Source organism: Bacillus sp. B15-48 (genome assembly GCF_016879755.1).
Taxonomy (GTDB): Bacteria; Bacillota; Bacilli; order Bacillales; family Cytobacillaceae; genus Mesobacillus_B.
Genome location: NZ_WOFU01000001.1, coordinates 884,691 through 902,677, shown reverse-complemented (window position 1 = coordinate 902,677; position 17,987 = coordinate 884,691). Strand labels below are relative to the sequence as shown.

General features: G+C 34.3%; 16 protein-coding genes and 2 pseudogenes. 13 read left to right on the top strand and 5 right to left on the bottom strand.

Annotated elements, in window-relative coordinates:
• The first annotated feature begins 7 nt into the window (after positions 1-7).
• The 6 genes and pseudogenes from GNT69_RS04065 to GNT69_RS04040 all read left to right on the top strand — a co-directional run bounded on the left by GNT69_RS04065 (position 8) and on the right by GNT69_RS04040 (position 9,486).
• Positions 8-1,066: a glycosyltransferase family 2 protein gene (locus GNT69_RS04065; protein ID WP_203553656.1), complete on the top strand. Its 1,059-nt coding sequence runs from the start codon at positions 8-10 to the stop codon at positions 1,064-1,066.
• A gap of 700 nt (positions 1,067-1,766) precedes the next feature.
• Entirely contained in the window at positions 1,767-3,152 is a 1,386-nt protein-coding gene (locus tag GNT69_RS04060) for an O-antigen ligase family protein (protein WP_203553655.1), read from the top strand.
• Positions 3,153-3,288: 136 nt separating this feature from the next.
• Positions 3,289-4,638, top strand: a pseudogene (locus tag GNT69_RS04055) (transposase).
• A 268-nt stretch (positions 4,639-4,906) separates the two neighbouring features.
• Complete coding sequence (locus tag GNT69_RS04050; RefSeq protein ID WP_203553654.1) at positions 4,907-6,025, top strand: polysaccharide pyruvyl transferase family protein; 1,119 nt, start codon at positions 4,907-4,909, stop codon at positions 6,023-6,025.
• Positions 6,026-6,933: 908 nt separating this feature from the next.
• The gene (locus GNT69_RS04045) at positions 6,934-8,382 is read left to right on the top strand and encodes a flippase (protein ID WP_203553653.1); all 1,449 of its coding nucleotides are present in this window, start codon (positions 6,934-6,936) and stop codon (positions 8,380-8,382) included.
• Between the two features lie 36 nt (positions 8,383-8,418).
• Positions 8,419-9,486 carry a glycoside hydrolase family 88 protein gene (locus GNT69_RS04040; protein WP_203553652.1) on the top strand — a complete coding sequence of 356 codons (1,068 nt, stop codon included), beginning with the start codon at positions 8,419-8,421 and terminating at the stop codon, positions 9,484-9,486.
• A 711-nt stretch (positions 9,487-10,197) separates the two neighbouring features.
• Here the strand turns inward: GNT69_RS04040 and GNT69_RS04035 are convergent.
• From GNT69_RS04035 to GNT69_RS04015, 5 genes are all read right to left on the bottom strand, one after another.
• Positions 10,198-10,698 (bottom strand): PIN domain-containing protein, encoded by a 501-nt coding sequence (locus GNT69_RS04035; protein ID WP_203553651.1) that lies wholly within the window; start codon positions 10,696-10,698, stop codon positions 10,198-10,200.
• Positions 10,691-10,981 (bottom strand): UPF0175 family protein, encoded by a 291-nt coding sequence (locus GNT69_RS04030; protein WP_203553650.1) that lies wholly within the window; start codon positions 10,979-10,981, stop codon positions 10,691-10,693. The genes GNT69_RS04035 and GNT69_RS04030 overlap by 8 nt, the downstream gene beginning before the upstream one ends.
• 565 nt (positions 10,982-11,546) lie before the next feature.
• The gene (locus GNT69_RS04025; protein ID WP_203553649.1) at positions 11,547-11,777 is read right to left on the bottom strand and encodes a hypothetical protein; all 231 of its coding nucleotides are present in this window, start codon (positions 11,775-11,777) and stop codon (positions 11,547-11,549) included.
• A gap of 26 nt (positions 11,778-11,803) precedes the next feature.
• On the bottom strand, positions 11,804-12,070 hold the full coding sequence (locus GNT69_RS04020; protein WP_203553648.1) for a type II toxin-antitoxin system RelE/ParE family toxin: 267 nt from the start codon (positions 12,068-12,070) through the stop codon (positions 11,804-11,806).
• Entirely contained in the window at positions 12,063-12,293 is a 231-nt protein-coding gene (locus GNT69_RS04015; RefSeq protein WP_203553647.1) for a hypothetical protein, read from the bottom strand. The genes GNT69_RS04020 and GNT69_RS04015 overlap by 8 nt, the downstream gene beginning before the upstream one ends.
• Before the next feature lie 495 nt (positions 12,294-12,788).
• Between GNT69_RS04015 and GNT69_RS04010 the strand changes: the two genes are divergently transcribed.
• The 7 genes and pseudogenes from GNT69_RS04010 (at position 12,789) to GNT69_RS03990 (ending at position 17,908) form a co-directional block, all read left to right on the top strand.
• Positions 12,789-13,142, top strand: a complete 354-nt coding sequence (locus GNT69_RS04010) for a sigma factor-like helix-turn-helix DNA-binding protein (RefSeq protein WP_203553646.1) — start codon at positions 12,789-12,791, stop codon at positions 13,140-13,142.
• Between the two features lie 438 nt (positions 13,143-13,580).
• A complete protein-coding gene (locus tag GNT69_RS26000) occupies positions 13,581-13,682 on the top strand; it encodes a putative holin-like toxin (protein WP_343206448.1) in 102 nt (33 codons plus the stop codon).
• 422 nt (positions 13,683-14,104) lie between these two features.
• A complete protein-coding gene (locus GNT69_RS25390; RefSeq protein WP_239094003.1) occupies positions 14,105-14,218 on the top strand; it encodes a putative holin-like toxin in 114 nt (37 codons plus the stop codon).
• Positions 14,219-14,469: 251 nt separating this feature from the next.
• Positions 14,470-14,691: a hypothetical protein gene (locus GNT69_RS04005; RefSeq protein WP_203553645.1), complete on the top strand. Its 222-nt coding sequence runs from the start codon at positions 14,470-14,472 to the stop codon at positions 14,689-14,691.
• Positions 14,681-14,887: pseudogene (locus GNT69_RS25385) on the top strand (DnaJ domain-containing protein); the annotation flags it as partial. The gene GNT69_RS04005 and the pseudogene GNT69_RS25385, both read left to right, overlap by 11 nt.
• An 899-nt stretch (positions 14,888-15,786) precedes the next feature.
• Entirely contained in the window at positions 15,787-16,344 is a 558-nt protein-coding gene (locus GNT69_RS03995; protein WP_203553643.1) for a transposase, read from the top strand.
• A 34-nt stretch (positions 16,345-16,378) separates the two neighbouring features.
• Positions 16,379-17,908, top strand: coding sequence for a YifB family Mg chelatase-like AAA ATPase (locus tag GNT69_RS03990; RefSeq protein ID WP_203553642.1), 1,530 nt, complete (start codon positions 16,379-16,381; stop codon positions 17,906-17,908).
• Positions 17,909-17,987 lie beyond the last annotated feature (79 nt).

Genomic DNA, 17,987 nt, shown 5'->3' with positions numbered 1-17,987 from the left:
GAAATCAATGCCTTTAATAAGCATTATTGTACCTGTATACAAAGTAAAAGAAATTTATTTGAGACAATGTATCGAAAGTTTAGTTAATCAAACATTCAAAGACATAGAAATTATTTTAATTGATGACGGGACTCCAGATAATGGAGGAGTTGTATGTGACGAGTATGCATTGCATGATAATAGGGTGAAAGTGCTTCATCAAGAAAATCAAGGTGTTTCTTCAGCGCGTAATAAAGGTATAGATGTAGCAACTGGAGACTGGATTACTTTTGTTGACGCTGATGACTGGATTGAATTGGATGCTTGTGAAAAATTAAAGAATATAATTTTACAAGAAGATTTAGATCTACTGCTTTTTGCTCTTAAAGTTAACTTCACTAAAAAAGAAGTAGAAAACCCTTTTTGGGATGAAGAATTTGCGTATCTTGACAAGAAAGACAGAGAGGAATTACAGATTCAGCTACTTTATAAAACGGTATCAAAATTCAGTCCGCCATATAGTATGGTAGGTGTTGCTGTTTGTAAATTATATAGAACACAATTTCTTAAAGAAAAAAACTTTAAATTTAATACTGAACTTGAACTTTCTGAAGATGGCTTGTTTGCTTTTTGGGCATTAGAGGAAGCCCAGAAGGTCATTTATGTAAATGAGTTTTTATATCATTATAGAAAGCATAGTGAATCAGCAACCTATCGTTATAGAAAAAATGCTGAAACCGATTATGGTAATGGTATGGTAGAATTAGAAAAATGCCTAAAAGTAACTCATAAAAACCAAAGATTTTATACTGCATATTACTATAGGACACTACTTAATATATCTGCAATTTGTAATCAACTACATTGTCATAAGCTCAATGATAAACCAATATTAAAAAAAGTGAATGATATTAAAAAGCTTTGTAATTCAGAACCATATATTTCTGCTATAAAAAATACTAGTATTAAACATTATTTTGCAAAAAGTGGAACCTTTCAAAAAGTAGGGTTTATATTTTTGAAGTTCAGATTATATTTATTATATTATTCTTTAATTTTATTAAGGAAAGGTCTTAAAAAATATTAATAAAAAAGATTAAGACTTAAAATGGTTGAAGGAGAACTTACAATGTGGAAATATTGAGATATTAACCCTTAACAAATTTTTTCTAAAAAGATTTTATTTACATCACTTTTTCCTGCTTGGGCAATGACTTCAGCTAAAAGTGTCAACTATATATTTAAATAAGGCACATTGAAATTGGGTTTAAATCTCTAATGGTATAAAATCTTAAAAGTTAAATGTAAGATATATTAAAAACTTAAGAACAAAAGAATATGTTTCTAATGTCAGATTTAAATTAATAATAAATTATAGATGAATAATACCCCTATACACTGAAATCTTGACATAAACTATTCAAATTCCTATAAAAACTTTTTTAAGGTTTCTCTAGTTCTTCCACGCACATTTCTTTTTAGATAAATTCAGTTTTAATTAAAAATAAAATAAAAGATATTTTAATTAATTAGTCTAAAATAAAAATTTAACATCATATCAATTTAGAGTAAAAGAGTATGAGAAAACGATCGTCAAAGGTAATTGAGATAATTGGAATTCATAATGAAATTAAAGTAACTCTTGATAAATGAATGGAGTCTTTTCTTCTGAATTAAACTAGAGCCAGTTTAGTTAATCAAATATTTGAATTACATTGAGTTTGAAAATAATATAAAAGAAAGTATATATGTCTTATTTTATTACCAAATTACAGGAGCGCGCAGTTATGGATATGACAAATGATTTATCAAATCAGAAGTATACTTATTTAGAAGATAAGGTTAAAATTAATTTCACAATGATAGGAATCTTGGTGTTTACTTTTTCTTTCGTGATACTTAAGTCTTTTATTCCTTTTCAAATAAGCTACCTGTTATTATTGACTTCAATTGTAATTCTTTTATTTAGTACACTTGTATTTAGCAAAAGAGGTCTTGTAATTACCCGAGTCGATATAATGTGGTTCTTTTTTCTAATGTTCTTCATTATTAATATTGCCTTTAATAATATAATTAGAGTAGGAACTGTTTATGCTGTTTTTGTTTACCTTTTAGGTATATGCTTCTTACTTCTTGTAAAAGTAGATATTAATTATTATAAATATCCATTAAAGATTATTAGTTTGATGGGATTTTTTTATGCTATAAGTTCAATTTTCCAATATTCATTTACAAGTATCTACACTAGTAATATTTTACCACTATTTAACCCAGATGAACAAAATGAAATTCTGACTTTGATGAGACGAGGTGGATATACTGGGTTTACTAATCAAACAGCACATCTTGCAGGGTATGTATTAAGTGCAATTGGAGTATTTATTTTTTCGAATTGGAAAGTAAAGTTTTCAACTAAGCTATATTATTTTTTATGCCTAATAATTCTATTTATAGCATTATTACTTACTGCAAAGAGGGCACATTTGATTTTTATGGTAGTGGCATTATTAATAACTGCACTATTTTCATTAAATAATAAAAAAATGGTTAAAGGAATATCAAAATTAACAATAACTATATTTTCAGTAATTTTTCTTGTAATACTATTGTATAATTCGATTAATTTTCAAGAGGATTCAGCAATTGTTGGGTTTGTCAATGAATTAGAAGAATCTCTTGTTGGACTTGTTGAAGGAGAAGACATTAGTAGTGGTAGAAGTGTATTATTTGCTCGTTCGTGGGAATTGTTTAAAGAAAATCCAATCATGGGTATTGGATGGAATGAGTTCTTTAATAATTCACTTGGGTTAATAAATACAGATAGAGGATCTCACCCACACAACATATACTTACAGTTACTCGCTGAATTTGGGTTGTTTGGTTTTTTATTTTTTATGCTTCCAGTTTTGTATATGTATTATAAAACATTTCAAATGTTAAGATCCTTTAGTATGGAAAATGAATCATTACAAAAGTGGAAATCAGGAATACAGTTCTCCTTTTTCTCACAGTCATTTTTCCTTTTATATGGGTTGACTGGTAATGGTTTGACGGATTATAATTTTTTGTTGTGGTACTTTTTTGCATGCTCTATTAGTTTATCTGCAATGGTTTTGGTTAAATCAAGCAAAAAAAAGCAAGTGAAAAAAACTGACTCTGGAAATTCTTTTTAGCATTAAATTGAAACAATTTCATAATTATGAGCCCAACGGGCTCAAGGCTTTTAAGCACTAAAAAAAGGAGTACCTCCCCAAAATGTCGAATTTAGTAAGCACCACACAAACTAATAAGACTGGAAGAAGACTCCCTATGCCTATTATACGACAAGGAAGCCTGTTTGACCTACAAGAATTATACGATTTAGAACCTACCCATCGGTTTGAAGCTATTTTTTCAGCCATTGACATTGAGCCAATCTTCGCTGTGGTAACGAAGAAGTCTCGTTTTGGTAGACCAGTCAAACTGAACTATACGGCTATGATTTACTCGCTTGTTGCTCGATTAACGGAACGGATTCCATTTATCAAGGACCTTGTTAAGCGATTAAAAAATGATATGATTTTCCGTTTAGATTGCGGTTTTTTGGTTTCTGATAGTATTCCCTCGTAATCAGCCTATTCAAGGATGATTACGATCATTAGTGAATCAACTGCTCTTGAAGAAGCTAATGAAACGATTCTACATCAAGCTATTACAGAAGGTTTTATTACGGATGATACTGTATCCATTGATGCCACACACTTTGAAGCCAAAGATCAAGCTCCCCCTAAAGAGGAAAAACCAAAAACTGAGCCAAAAAAACGTGGGCGTAAAACAAAAGAGGAAAGAGAACAATGGCTAGTTGAACAAGCAGAACTTGAAGCCAATCTCCCTCTTTTTGAAAAGAAAATTGAAGAGCAGTTGGACGTTTCTTTGGAACAACTTCGTACCGAAATTCCCCAAAATCCAGAATGGGGTGTTAAGAAAAACAGCGAAGGAAAAAATGAATTCTGGTATGGTTTTAAAGCTCATCTTGCGGTTGGTACAAAAAGTCAGTATATCCTTCAATCCATCATGAGTTCAGGCAACCTAAATGATGGTAAAGCAGCCATTCCATTATTGAAAGGGATTGAAAAACTCCCCCTTACTATAAAATATGGAACGATGGATGCAGGCTATGATTACGAACCGATTTATGAACAAATTCACCGTATGGGCCAACAGTCCGTTATTGCCTATAACAAACGTAATGAACCTGAGCCCGAAGGGTTCGATAAACATTTCGCTCCCACTTGTTTCCGAGAGCATTCGTATCGCTATGATAGTTTCGATCCAAAATACGAAACACTCAAATACACAAGGCCAAAGGAATGCAAAGACTGCCCTTTAGCTAACGAAGGGATATGTCAAAAGATTTATAAAGTAAAAATCACTACAGATCTAAGGAGATATACTGCACCTGCAAGAGGTTCGAGGGCTTGGAAAACAATCTTTAAAAGCCGCACAGCTGTAGAAAGAGTGAACGCATATCTCAAATTGTACTTTCAACTAAACAATGTTCCTTATCGTACAGGGAAACGCGCAAAAGTTCACTTTGATTTAGTAACGTTAGTTTATAATACATCAAGGTTAGCTGCAAATCGCATCGATACCTTATTAAATCAAAAACAAGTTGCCTAAATTAGTAACTGTGGTATTAGCAACTCTAAATCAACATCTAATTCAGCAGATGTAAATTTAAAAATTTGGGTAACTAATAATTCTGTTGGTTTGTTTTTTTAAAAAAAGGCATTTATGAAATTGATTCAATTTATAACTTTTTATTAATGAAAGCTCCTTATCTAATACTCATTTATAAAGCAATTACTAATTTGACAAGATAATCAAATTTAGAATGTAATATTATATTTATTAGATAGTTTAAGAGCTTTTAAATATGGAGGATTAGATGAATAAAGTTGGAATTATAACATTAAATGGATATTTTAATTATGGGAATAGGCTTCAAAATTACGCATTACAGGAAACAATTAAAAGTTTTGGATTTGAAGTAGAAACAATTATAAACAACACAAAAAGCTTAAGTACCGACAAAAAAAATAAGATTGAATTAATAAAAGATAAAGGTGTAACAGGATTAATTAAAATAGGGTTTACAAAAGTAGAAAACTACTTATATAACAATAGATTAAGGCAGGAAAGAACTCAATTATTTAAGAGTTTTTCTTCAATGTATATTTCGGAAACAGATTACAGTATATCTGAAGCTAATATTCCGAATGATATTTTAGATAACTATGCATATTTTGTTACAGGCAGTGACCAAGTCTGGAATCCTAACTATAGAAAAGGATCGAGTATTGAATTTTTGACTTTTTCACCACCTGAAAGAAGAATTGCATATGCACCGAGTTTTGGGATATCAAAAATTCCTGCAGAGTTTGTTAATAGCTACCGACAATGGTTATCAGAAATGGCTCATTTATCTGTACGTGAAGAGGCAGGGGCCAATATCATTAAAGAGCTAACAGGCAGAGATGCACCTGTTGTATTAGATCCAACTATGATGTTGACAAAAGAAAAATGGTTATCTATTTCTAAAGAATCCAAACATAAACCGGAAAATAAGTATCTATTAACATATTTTTTAGGAGATATACCAAAAGAAAGATTGAAAAAATTAAGTAGCATTGCTGAGAAAAATGAATTAGAAATTGTTCATCTTGCACAAATAAAAGATAGAAAACATTACTTGTCAGGTCCAAGTGAATTCATTGATTACATTAATTCCGCAAGTGTGTTTTGCACAGATTCTTTTCATGGTGCAGTATTTTCTATATTGGTAGATACTCCGTTTATAGTATTTAACAGAGAAGGAAACTCTCCCTCCATGAATTCGAGAATCGAGACGCTGTTAAAAACTTTTAAATTGGAGTCTAGAAAAGCGGAAGATATTAAATCGAATAATCAAATTTTCCAAGCGGATTACTCACATACAGTTCCAATATTAGAAAAAGAGAGGAAAAAGGCTTTGGATTACTTAGAAAATGCCTTAAATGTAAAGTAGTAACTTATTTTCGCATAGATATGTTAGAAATCTAAGAAAGAAGTTGTTTAATTTGAGTCAATTGAAAAAAGGTGCCATATTACCATTGGAATTAGGTCTATTATAGTGGAAAAAATCGCACTACCGTCAAATCAAAGGTTGAAAAAAGAGAAAATATCATCAAAAAAGATTTTCTACAACAACGATTAACTAAAAGCGGGTTGGCGATCCCCAAGAAAATGAAGATTTAACTCATTATCATATGGCATAATTGCATCAATTACAATTCGAAGCATGGCTTTATTTGTAGAGGAAGGCGTGGTAGGTTTTCACCTTGCGAAAGTTGTTATTACTAACCTTTTGTCTTTCACAAATCCCCACGTCCACAGAGGCTCGATGTCTGTCTCCATTATATAAATTGAAATAAGCTACGATGAACAACAAAAATTTAATATATTTGTGTCCAAAATATTGAGGTAGATGCTTTGCTATGTTATATACACCATTCATGATCATTCATGATTCGTTACTTATTGGTAGCAAGTAAGTGTATTGATTATATTATTTCCTTAAGTGTCTTCTGTATAGACTCTTTTCATTGGGCTGTAATTTCTGTATTATTAGATACTCCATTTATAGTATTTAATAGAGAATGAAAGTCATTTTCTATGAACTAAGAATTAAAATGTTGTTAAAGACATCTCAACTAGAATCAAGAGCACAGAAAATATTCAATGTAATTGTAAAATATTTGATATAGATTATTCACATACTCTTTCAGCTTTTAGAATTAGAAGAATAGAGAAAAAACATTAGATTATCAGGGAAGGCTTTAAACATTAAAAAAGTATAAAAGATTTAGATCTTATTAAGTAGATACTTTAATTAAATATAAGATTATAGAATAGGATGAAAAGGACCATAAATAAATGAGTATAAGAAAGTCAAAAGCATTCGGACCAATTGTATTATTAGGTGCACAATATTTTACAAGGGTAATAGGTCCATTAATCAGCTTATTATTAGTTCGATATTTAGGGCCAGAAGATTACGGATTATATGCTTCAGCCATAGCAGTAACTTCCTTCTTAACTTTTTTACCCGATTTCGGATTGCAACAATCAGTACTAAAAATATCGGCTAGCTCAAATATAAGACTTAATAGTTTAATAAAGTCTTCTTTGTATACGAGTTTGCTTTATACAATAATCACGCTTATATTTTTAATAAGTTGGTTAAGCATATTTCAGTACGAATTTACTATAAAGATTATTGCTTATATATTAAGTATTGCTTTTTTTCGTATTGCTTTTTCAAAGATTATTACCACACTATTGCAGATTAACCGAGAGTATACTCGTATTGCAATATGGAATCTTATTATAACCTCCATACAATGGATAGCAACTCTTGTTTGTATGGTGTTAAAAGCAAATCTATTTACCATAGTATTTTGGCCGCAATTTCTATCATTACTAATCAGTATAATTATGTTTATAGTTGAAGGTAATAAAATCAACCTGTTCAATAATCTAAATCCTTTTAAAGAGAAGGGGGAGTATAAAAAACTTATAACAAATTCTTTAGAGTTTGGGACAGCCAATTCAATGTACCAAATGTATCATCGCTCTGATGCCATGATATTGTCTGCTTCTCGAAACCCTATAGAGGTAGGTTATTATACCGTTGCTTTTAAAATAGCCGAATTAATTTACTTTTTTGCTGGTGTGCTTTTCAATCAGGTTTTATACCCTCTTTTCTTTAAATGGAGTAAACATGATCGGGATAAATATTTTAGATTTTACCGCTTATTAAATAAACTAATGATACTAATAGGTTTTTTTGCAGCGGCTCTAGTATTACTTTTCTCTGATGAAATTGTCTACATTATTTATGGAAGTCATGAAATCTTTGTTAGTACTTTATTAACGATAATGATGTTTGCAGTACCTTTTCGTTTTTTGGTAGTGTCAATAGGAGCGATTTTAACGACGGATAATCTAGTGAGAAAAAGAATTAAAATTCAATCTAAGGTTGCAGTTATTAATATTGGTTCAAATGCATTGTTTGTTCCAATATATGGAGCAGTTGCAGCTGCAATATTAATGGTAATAACAGATGTAATATTAATGATAGGATACTTATTTGCTACAAATAAACATGTAACAAAAAAACATATAAGTAAGAGAATACTTTATCAAATACCGATTCTATTAGGTTTGGCAGGAATAGCATTCTACATGTCCGGATTTGATCTTATGTATAAAGTAATTGCTGGTGCGATAATTATGATCGTTTTTATATTTATTGGGTTATTCAGTTTGGAAAAAGAAGAGATAACAGAAATTAAATCATTTTTTAAAACCAAAGGGAGATAATCTTCGTTAACTAAAGTTAGGGAGAGGTATTTAAAAATGTATAAGGAATCAATGGATTTAGTAACTTTAAATCAACTGCGAAAAGTCACACGGGAGCAACTAAATAATTATCCTAATAGAAACTTAAAAGCATATATTAAATTATCTGCTATGTCTTTATTAAAAAGGAAAAACCTAGTTACTAAAGATTCCTTTTTTTGGCCTAATGGATTATTAGCTACTTCATTGGAATGGGGTCATCGTGTAGACGGGAATAGGGAAGATTTGCGTAGCTTAAAAAAATATTATGACAATTGGATAAAAAAAGGAATACCGCTTAAAAATTCAGACTATGCAATTAATGGTTACTCCTTAGTTTACCTTTATAATAAAACAGGGCATAAAAAGTATTTAAAACCTATTGAACTTCTTATTAACTACTTAAAGTCACATCAGAAAACAGAGGTAGGTAGTATACCATATAGAATTGGTAATCCTAATCATGTTTTGGTAGATAGCTTAGGGATGGTTTGCCCTTTTCTATGTAGGTACGGCAATGCATTTAATGATGATTCATCAATAAACTTAGCTATAGATCAACTAACCAATTTTGTTAATTATGGTATGGATAAAGAATCCGGACTTCCGTACCATGGATACAACTTACAGAGTGGTACAAAATTGGGTATTATAGGTTGGGGGCGAGCGATAGGTTGGCAATTAATTGGCTTAGTTGATAGCCTTGAGTATATACCTAAATCACATGAAAAATACGAGTATTTATGCAATGCATTTAAGAACATAGTCCAACAAGTTGTTAAATATCAACGTCAAGATGGAAATTTCACTTGGCAGATTACGGCAAAGGAAGGATATATAGATACGTCTTCAACCTCGATGATAAGCTACGCAATTAGAAGAGGGGTCATGTTGAAAATTTTGCCTGATTCATATTTTAAAAATACTAATTTAGCATTAGGTGCATTATATAAAAGTACAACAAATGGTGTAGTGCAGAATTGCTCAGCGGAGTGTAGAGGTGTAAGTATGTATCCACAGACATATGGTAATTATCCATGGGCGCAGGGGCCAACTACTGCATTTGCCTTATTATCTATAAAATAGATGATTTGATTTAATTGAAGATAAGGATAAGGTTTATACAAGATATATATTTAGTAGAAATTATCAATTTAAGTATAAAAAAGCACGTATTATGAGAATTGATTTGATATTGCAATGAACATACTCGTAACTGGCGGTGCTGGATATATAGGATCCCATGATTTTTGGATTTTTGGGGTCAGACCAATGGCCTTGCACATCAGTAATTAATTTGAATTAATTCAAAAATTTTCTATTTAATTTGATATTCTAGAAGAAAAAAAGAGAATAGGGTCTTAATCTGACCTTGTTCCCTTTTTTTTCCTTTTTTAATAATTACCTAATTTTCTTTGGTTTTTTCGATCTTCCCTTTTCCAATTTTCCTTTTTCTTAACTTCTTTTACCAGGGCAACGTTTCCAAACGATGGTGGTTTTTTCTCAGTTGGGAATTTTGGGGTCAGACCCCTGCTCAGCTAAAGTGTGCAGCGTTAATGTGTTAAAGTGATGTTTTTTTGTTTATGATGATTGGCTTTGATTGGATCCCTCTTAATTATGGGGTCCCATAGCCTGAAGAATCTTGACAGAATGCCCCATTCGGCCAGCGAATTGACCGTATCACTAACAAACTAAAACGCTATTTTCCTCTCTTGTTGTAAAAGGTAAGATTCTTTGTAAATAGAAAAAAGCACCCATAATGAATGCTTCCGTAAATATTTTTCCATCTCGATCTTTCTATTGTTCTCCTGCACGAACTAAGGCCTGCTGATAAAGATTCTTTGAGATATGAAAACCATGACTAATTAATGCATCTAAATATGGTTTTACTTCCTCAATCTTTCCCTTTTTCTTCGCAAGTATCAATACACCAATGGTTCCGATTGGCTGAAGAAGAAAGGTCTTTGCTAATGCTCTTGCTGCATGTTCATCTATAACAACAAATGATAAATCTAGTTCCTTTGCAGCAACAATCACTTCTAGTTCACCTTCATGAAGCTTTCCATATAATTTCTTTACTAGTGCCTCGTTCTGAACATGATATAACTGGAAAGTTCCATCACTAATCAGCTTTGAAAGTTCATCTCTACCATATTTTCTAGGTGAATCACTATGAACAACTTCCTGATAAACAGCATGAGGAATATATACCTCATCAAACAACTCTGATAAAAAATGAAGCTTACCTAAAATAGATAGACCAATAATTGGTGTAGAATTAGAAATTACTTTAGTCATTTTTTTCTTCACCTAATAATTGCTCGATCGCTCGTTTATCATCTTTCAAATGTTCTTCTGTGTATTCCACCCATGGGATTTGTTTTGCTCGTAGTATATCAATGAATTCCCCTAATGACTTCCCAGCAAGTTGTGCAGCTCTTGCAAGAGTGATCTGCTTCTCTACAAATAATCCAATAGCCAAAGATACTTTTACTTTAGAATCAATACTCGAACCATCTAAGGCATTAATTAGCGGTAAAAATTCTTTCGGTAAATTCACTTGAAACGAATCCTTAGCCATTGTTTTCACGCTCCTTTATTTATAAATACATTTTATCATCTTTGACCTCACTTAATCCAGAGCTATGGGGTCGGTCCTCCGCCCTGATTGATAATAAAGTAACTCAAAGGTTCTGGGGTCAGACCCCCGCTCAGCTAAAGTGTGCAGCGTTAATGTGTTAAAGTGGTGTTTTTTAGTTAGTTTTAATGCTTTTATCACTTGTTTATTAATATTCTGAATGGTTGGCTGATATTTAGTAGGCTTTGTTTATGTAGTTGCTACGCTCTTCTAGCGCATGTAGTTGTCTTGGCTGAGTGTTCGCACAGTCGGTCAAGATTATGTTCTTTCTAATAGAGTATATAAGGAGAAATGTGGATTTTGGATTATTCTATCTTTTTTTGATGTGGGTGAAGGGTTTAAGTGGGGGTATTACGGCACGTTAACCTGCGATAAATAGAAAAGTCTTGTTTTTCAAAATAAGTTTGAACTGAATCTTTTAGGTATGAGGCTATCGGTGGGAGTTCATTACTCTATCTAATTCTAATAAAGATGTAATGGCTGATTTTCTCCATAAGATTTCCATATGTTAATTCTCTAACATTTTTTTTATTTCTTCATCTGATAATATTGGATTATTTTCATTTAAAGCCTCGACTAATCGCTCTTCCTCCTCAGAATCGGTCACTTCATCACAACCTTCGTTACACAAATCCTCTACTTCCAACAATAAAAATGTTCTTTTACCAACTTGAATGTATGAATGACCAGATTGAATTGCTTTTTTTATGTCACCTTGTTCAATTCTTATAGGCTCCAATTACATCACCAACTTTTTAAAGAACATCATTTATAAATATCTCCACGAGGTCCGATATCTAATACAATAATAATCAACGTATCATTATGTATTCGATATAATAAACGGAGGGATCCAATGCGGATTCGAAAATCATCATAATTGGATCCTTCTAAAGGTTTTACATTTTGGACAGCATATGGATTTTCACGAAGTTGATTAATGACTTCTTTGACTTTACTTTTTATCTTGGGTGGTAATTTCTCATAATATTTAACGGCGGGTTTAGTTAGTTTAACTACATATCTAGGCACGAAGATCATCCCAGTCAACAAGGTCATCATTCTTAATATCAATTTCAGCTTGTTTTAGTACTTTCTTTTCTTTTTCCGTTAATGGTGAATTATCAGCTTCAACAATGATTTCTTTCTCATGGTCTTTTTCAATAACAACCCTGATAAGGTCATAAACAAGCTTAGTGTCGTTATCGTTTACAAGGTCTACAAGTAAATGAAGGTCTTCTTTGCGAATACTCATTATACCACCTCTTAATGAGATTGATTTTCCTTTATTATACACTATAAAGGATTGATTGATAAGGAAAGTGGGAATTGGGTCAGATCCCGCTCAGCTAAAGTGTTCAGTGTTCGTGTGTTACTTCCTACTTAGGTAACTCAGGTTTTATCTAGTGGAAAGCCGGTTATTAGAGGTGGCAAGGAATGTGTTCTATCAGGTAGAAAAGTAAACAAGGAAAAGGAAAAGAGTCTTCTGGGATTATGAGTAGGGTTGATAAAGATGATCTAACTGTTGTAGGTGCTAAGTTTGAAAAAGCTGGGCCACCTAGCAAGGGCACCTTTTATCGGGTACAGGTTGGAGCTTTTTCAAATAAGCTAATGCTGAGGCTCTTTTAAAGAAAGTGAAGGCAGCAGGGTTTGAAGGGTACATTAAATTTAATTAAACAATCCTCAGTAATTTGCTAAACTATTTATATGTGTATTTATAATATTGTTATTAAGCTGAGGTGCTAGTTTAATGGGTGAACAGGAAATATCGAAAGAAGATGTGTTATTTTATTTGGATATGATTGGTTCTAGTTACGGTCCATCTTACAAACCTAAAATTGGAAAGTTAAAGCCATACTACCCTTTGCTTAAGGAGCAGGATTCGCAACAGTACAAAAGGTTTATCCGAGTCTATCACCATTATAGAGACTGTCTAAAGGAAAGAGAAAAAACAATACTAGACTTCCAATATGGATTAAAAGGTGAAATACCGTCACTTAAGGAAATGGGAGATCACTTTGGACTTTCCAGTTCTCGTGCATCGCAAATAAGAAATAAGGCAGAGAGGCGAATATCAACAGCTATTCGGGAGTTTTTATATTAACCCTTGGTGTCAGTCCCCCGCACTGATATAAGTGTAAAGCGTTATTGTGTTAAAGTGGTTGATGCAAAAGTGATTACAGCTGTTTATTTGTTTTTTCAATCGTATGTATTACATTAAAAATTAACTATTTGTTAGAGTATACCTTTTTGAAAGCTTCCCATTTTGAATCAATTAACTTGTTTCAATGCTTTTGAAATGTGTTTCTTATTCAAAGAGGACAACTCGCTTTCTAAAGCTTCTGAAAGCATTTCAACATCCTCCTCCTTGCACAAAAACATTATAGACATTTAAAAAATAGGATATTGGTATTTGTTGATTTTCGTGAATAATAAGTTTAATTTTAATAGATTTTTATGTTTGATGTTGCTACAATCATACTAGCAACTACATAAAGCGGATGGGCGGTTGACCATCTCCCTAAAGAAGGGAGGTGGGAATATGACGACATATGAGGCAATGTCTGTAGCATTTCAATCTAATTTAGTTCTAATTGGAGTGATTACAGTTATCATAATGATTGTCAAAAATAGAAAAAAGTAACCGCCCTGCTCCCGACCAAAGGTTAAAGGGTTGTTACTTTTTTCGATACATCTTTTTAATTTTGGGTCAGCCGCTCTTCATGCGGCGTGTAGTTGTTTTGACTGAGTGTTTGCCGCACTCGGTCAATTTTTATTATACGTTCCTTCAAATATTATTATACACAAAAAGCCTTTTAAATAAAACTAATTTTTAAACTAATTTTTGGGGTCAGACCCCCGCTCAGCTAAAGTGTGCAGCGTTAGTGTGTTAAAGTGATGTTTGAAATAAAATAAGCTGCTATTCCATTATTGGATAGCAGCTAGAATGTAAGTGCTCGATGAAATTTTAATAGAATTATGCATGTGTAGTTGCTACAATCATATTAGCAACTACATAAAGAGGATGGGCGGTAGGTACTCCCTGTAAGAAAGGGGGTGTTCGACATGGTGACATATAAAGCAATGAACAAGCTATTTCAATTTGGCATTTTTCTTGCCACAATGTTAACGACGATTGTGGCAATCATCGCACTCGTCACCAATAGAAAAAAGAAGTAATCGCCCACCGCTCCGACCAAAGAGTTGGGTAATTACTTCTTTTGTAAAACTTCATATTCAATTGGTCAGCCGCTCTTCATGCGGCATGTAGCTGCTTTGATCGAGTGTTAGCGCGCCCAATCATTTCTTATTATTTTTAATTTCTATATTTATTATACATGATTCTTCTATGACTTAGCAATGTATGTGTTAAGGGACACGTCACTGTGGCCATGGGTCAGCCCCCCGCTCACAAGCGGAGAGAGGTGTCCATGTCAAAAAGGATTATTTGTGGTTTGTGTGGAGAAACCTTTCACCTCGATCAAGCCCCCGCTACATGGGGATATAGAAGAGGAATGGCTAGTCAAAAATTGTGTACTTCTGAAAAGGTTTCTGAAACAGAACTATTTGAGATGATGAGGAATGCTTTTAAACAACGGTATGATTTTAGCAATACAAAGATTCTAAAAAGGATTGTGAATAATGTCTACTAAATTAAAAAATTATTATTCTGTACTAGGGGTATCTCGTAGTGCGACGGGTGAGGATATTAAGAAGGCATTTAAGAAGCTGGCAAAAACCTATCATCCGGATATTAATCATGCACCTGATGCCCATCAGAGGTTTATTGAAATTGGTGAAGCATATGAAGTATTAAAGGACCCAAGTGCTAGGGCGAATTATGACCGCCTCCTAGGGTATGGTACTTCTAGCGCGCATAATTCTAGCTATAATCAGCAACGAAGAAATGATCACAATAGTTATTATTCCTCTCAGCAGAGAGCGAAAACACAAGCGAAAAAATATGCAGACATGTCTCTCGATGATCTGCTTGGTAAAGTGATTGAATTTGCCTTCACTGCTGCCGATACAACCTATGAAACTGGTAGGGCTATTTTGGTTGGCGAAAGAGAAAAACCTAGAATTAATATATTCGATTATTTAAAAATGGGCCTTTTGGGAATATTGCTGACGATTTGTATTATTTTATCTTTTACTGGAGTAGGAACTATCCCGGGTATTGCCTTTGGATTCATTATCATAAAAGGAATCATGAAAAAGGACAGTTTTATCGGAATTATTCCATTTATTCTCACTACTATAGTTGCAGACATACTTGTGATTATTTTCCTGCTTGTTTTGATATCGAATATGTAGGCTTGATGTGGAATTAGATGGAATTATGGGGTCAGACCCCCGCTCAGCTAAAGTGTGCAGCGTTAGTGTGTTAAAGTGATATTTTAAAAAACAAAAGGGAACAGCTGCATAAATCGCTACTGTTTCCTTTTGTTTGCGACACTGCTGGACCATCTCCAGCGGGATACTCCACAATATTATTTTACACAGAATGTGCCCCTGGGCGGGAGAGAGAAGTACCACGTTCCCTCTATACATTTATTATAATATGGTGTTTTGTATGGTCAATCGTTTTCGAGAGTTTTGGTCGAAGTTCTGAGCTCTGGGGTCCCCCGCCCTGATAAAAGTGTAAAGCATTGGTATTTTAAAATATTTTATAAAGCAAGCAGGGATGGTGCGAGATTTGTCGAATAAGAGTAAGGAGTAAATGCGAAGAAAGGTGTGATACGGGATTGTCTAGAAAGCAACGCATTTGGTACCCTGGTGCCAACTATCATATTACGTGTCGGGGAAATCGTCGGGCTGCGATTTTTTACGATGATTTTGATCACCAAGCGTATTTAGAAATTTTGCAAGAAGTCCGCAGCCATTTTCCTTTTTATCTCCATGCTTATTGCCTCATGACAAACCATCTTCATCTCCAAATTGAAACCATTGATCACCACCCTAAAGAAATGATGAAAATGCTCAATTCTCAGTATGCGATGTATTTTAATAAGCGCCATCATCTTGTCGGACATGTCTTTCAAGGGCGTTATGGTGCTGAAATTATTGAGACTGCAGACTACTTTTTAGAAGTCAGTCGCTATATTCATTTAAACCCTGTCGAAGCTAATATGGTTGAAAAGCCTTTTGATTATCCTTGGAGCAGCTATTCTGCTTATCTTTCAACGGACTTACATCCTCTTATTACAACCACAAAAATTCTAGCTCAATTTCCAGAACCACATAGAGAAAATTACCGCAAATACGTTGAGGGGCAGGCGAGTGCTCCTAATATGATTCAGTAATCAACATAAAAATTTCATAGTTGGAGGGATTGATATGACTGTTCAAGTTTCTAGCATCGGCTTGAAAGGGCTTGAGGGCTATCTTGTCGAAGTGGAGGTGAGGATTACGCCTGGAACAGAGTCGGTGACTGTTATTGGTTTGCCGGATGCCTCGGTGAAAGAGTCGAACGAACGGGTGCTTGCGGCGATTGATCATTTTGCTGCGGATGTGACCGATCAGAAGGTGGTCGTGAGTTTGTCTCCGTCAGAACAAAAGAAGAATGGTCCATTATTTGACTTAGCGATTGCGATTGCGGCGTTAAAGGAGTTGAATGTCGTCAAAACCGAGATTACTGAGGATACGGCGTTTATTGGGGCGCTGACATTGAAAGGTTGCGTGAAACGGGCGGAGGGGATGCTGCCAGCGTTGATCGCAGCAAAACAACTCGGAATGAAAAAAGTCTATTTTCCACATGATTCCCAAATTCCACTTGATATGTTTGAAGGCATAGAATGCATCGTTGTTCATCATATTGAAGACGTCGTCAACCATCTTGCCGGGCAAGAAAGTCTTTCCTTCGTCCCTCCTCAATCGCTTGTTGTTCCTTCATTCCAAACTCCACATCAAAAAGATTTCCGTGACGTAATTGGCCATGAAAACGCGAGGCGAGCAATGGAGATTGCCGCAGCTGGAGAACATAATCTGTTCATGACTGGTCCGCCAGGCTGCGGGAAGAGCTTGCTGGCAGAAACATTGCCGTCGATTCTTCCGGGATTAACGAAGAAGGCTCAGTTGGAGGTGATTAGTCTTTACCAGTTAGCAGGAGAGAAGAGACAGTCGTTTCAATCGGTCCCTTTTCGTCATCCGCATCATTCGGCTTCGTCGGTTGCCATTATTGGAGGCGGTTCTTCGCCACGTCCCGGGGAGATTTCACTCGCCCATCGTGGGGTGTTATTCCTCGATGAAATTGCCGAGTTCCCGAAGAAAACACTTGATATGTTGCGGCAACCGCTCGAATCAGGCACAGTCACGATTAGCCGCGCCCATTCAACGGTTGTTTATCCATCATCTTTTCTTTTAGTCGCGGCAATGAATCCGTGCCCTTGTGGCTATTTAGGTTCAAATTTGCATTATTGTACTTGTTCGCCGAAGCAAATTCATACGTACCGAAACCGCTTGTCAGGACCTGTTTACGACAGGATTGATATTTTATTATCGTTACAGTTAGTTCCCTTTGATCAAATGGAGAAATTAGCTGAGCCGTCAAGAGACATCCGCACTCGAGTAGAAAAAGCGCGTGAACTTCAGTATGAGCGCTATGGATTGGAAGTCTCAAATGCAAAGGTCCCGTTTGAACTGTTGAGAGAATGCAGTCCGTTAACAACTGAGCAGCAAAAATTGCTCACAAAAGTAGCGGCAAAGGAAAACTGGAGCAACCGTGTGCAAATTAAAATTTTCCGGCTGGCACGAACGATTTCCGATTTGGCAGGGGAAGACAAGGTCACGGACACGTCCATCTGGGAAGCTTTTCATTTAAGGAGATGGAGTGTGCAAAAAGCACAGGGCATTGCGCGGGAAAAATAGTGTTGGGCACAGTGACGCTCCGGAAAATCCTTTTTATGTTGAACATTCTAGGACCGTCGAATATAAGTTATAATAAGAG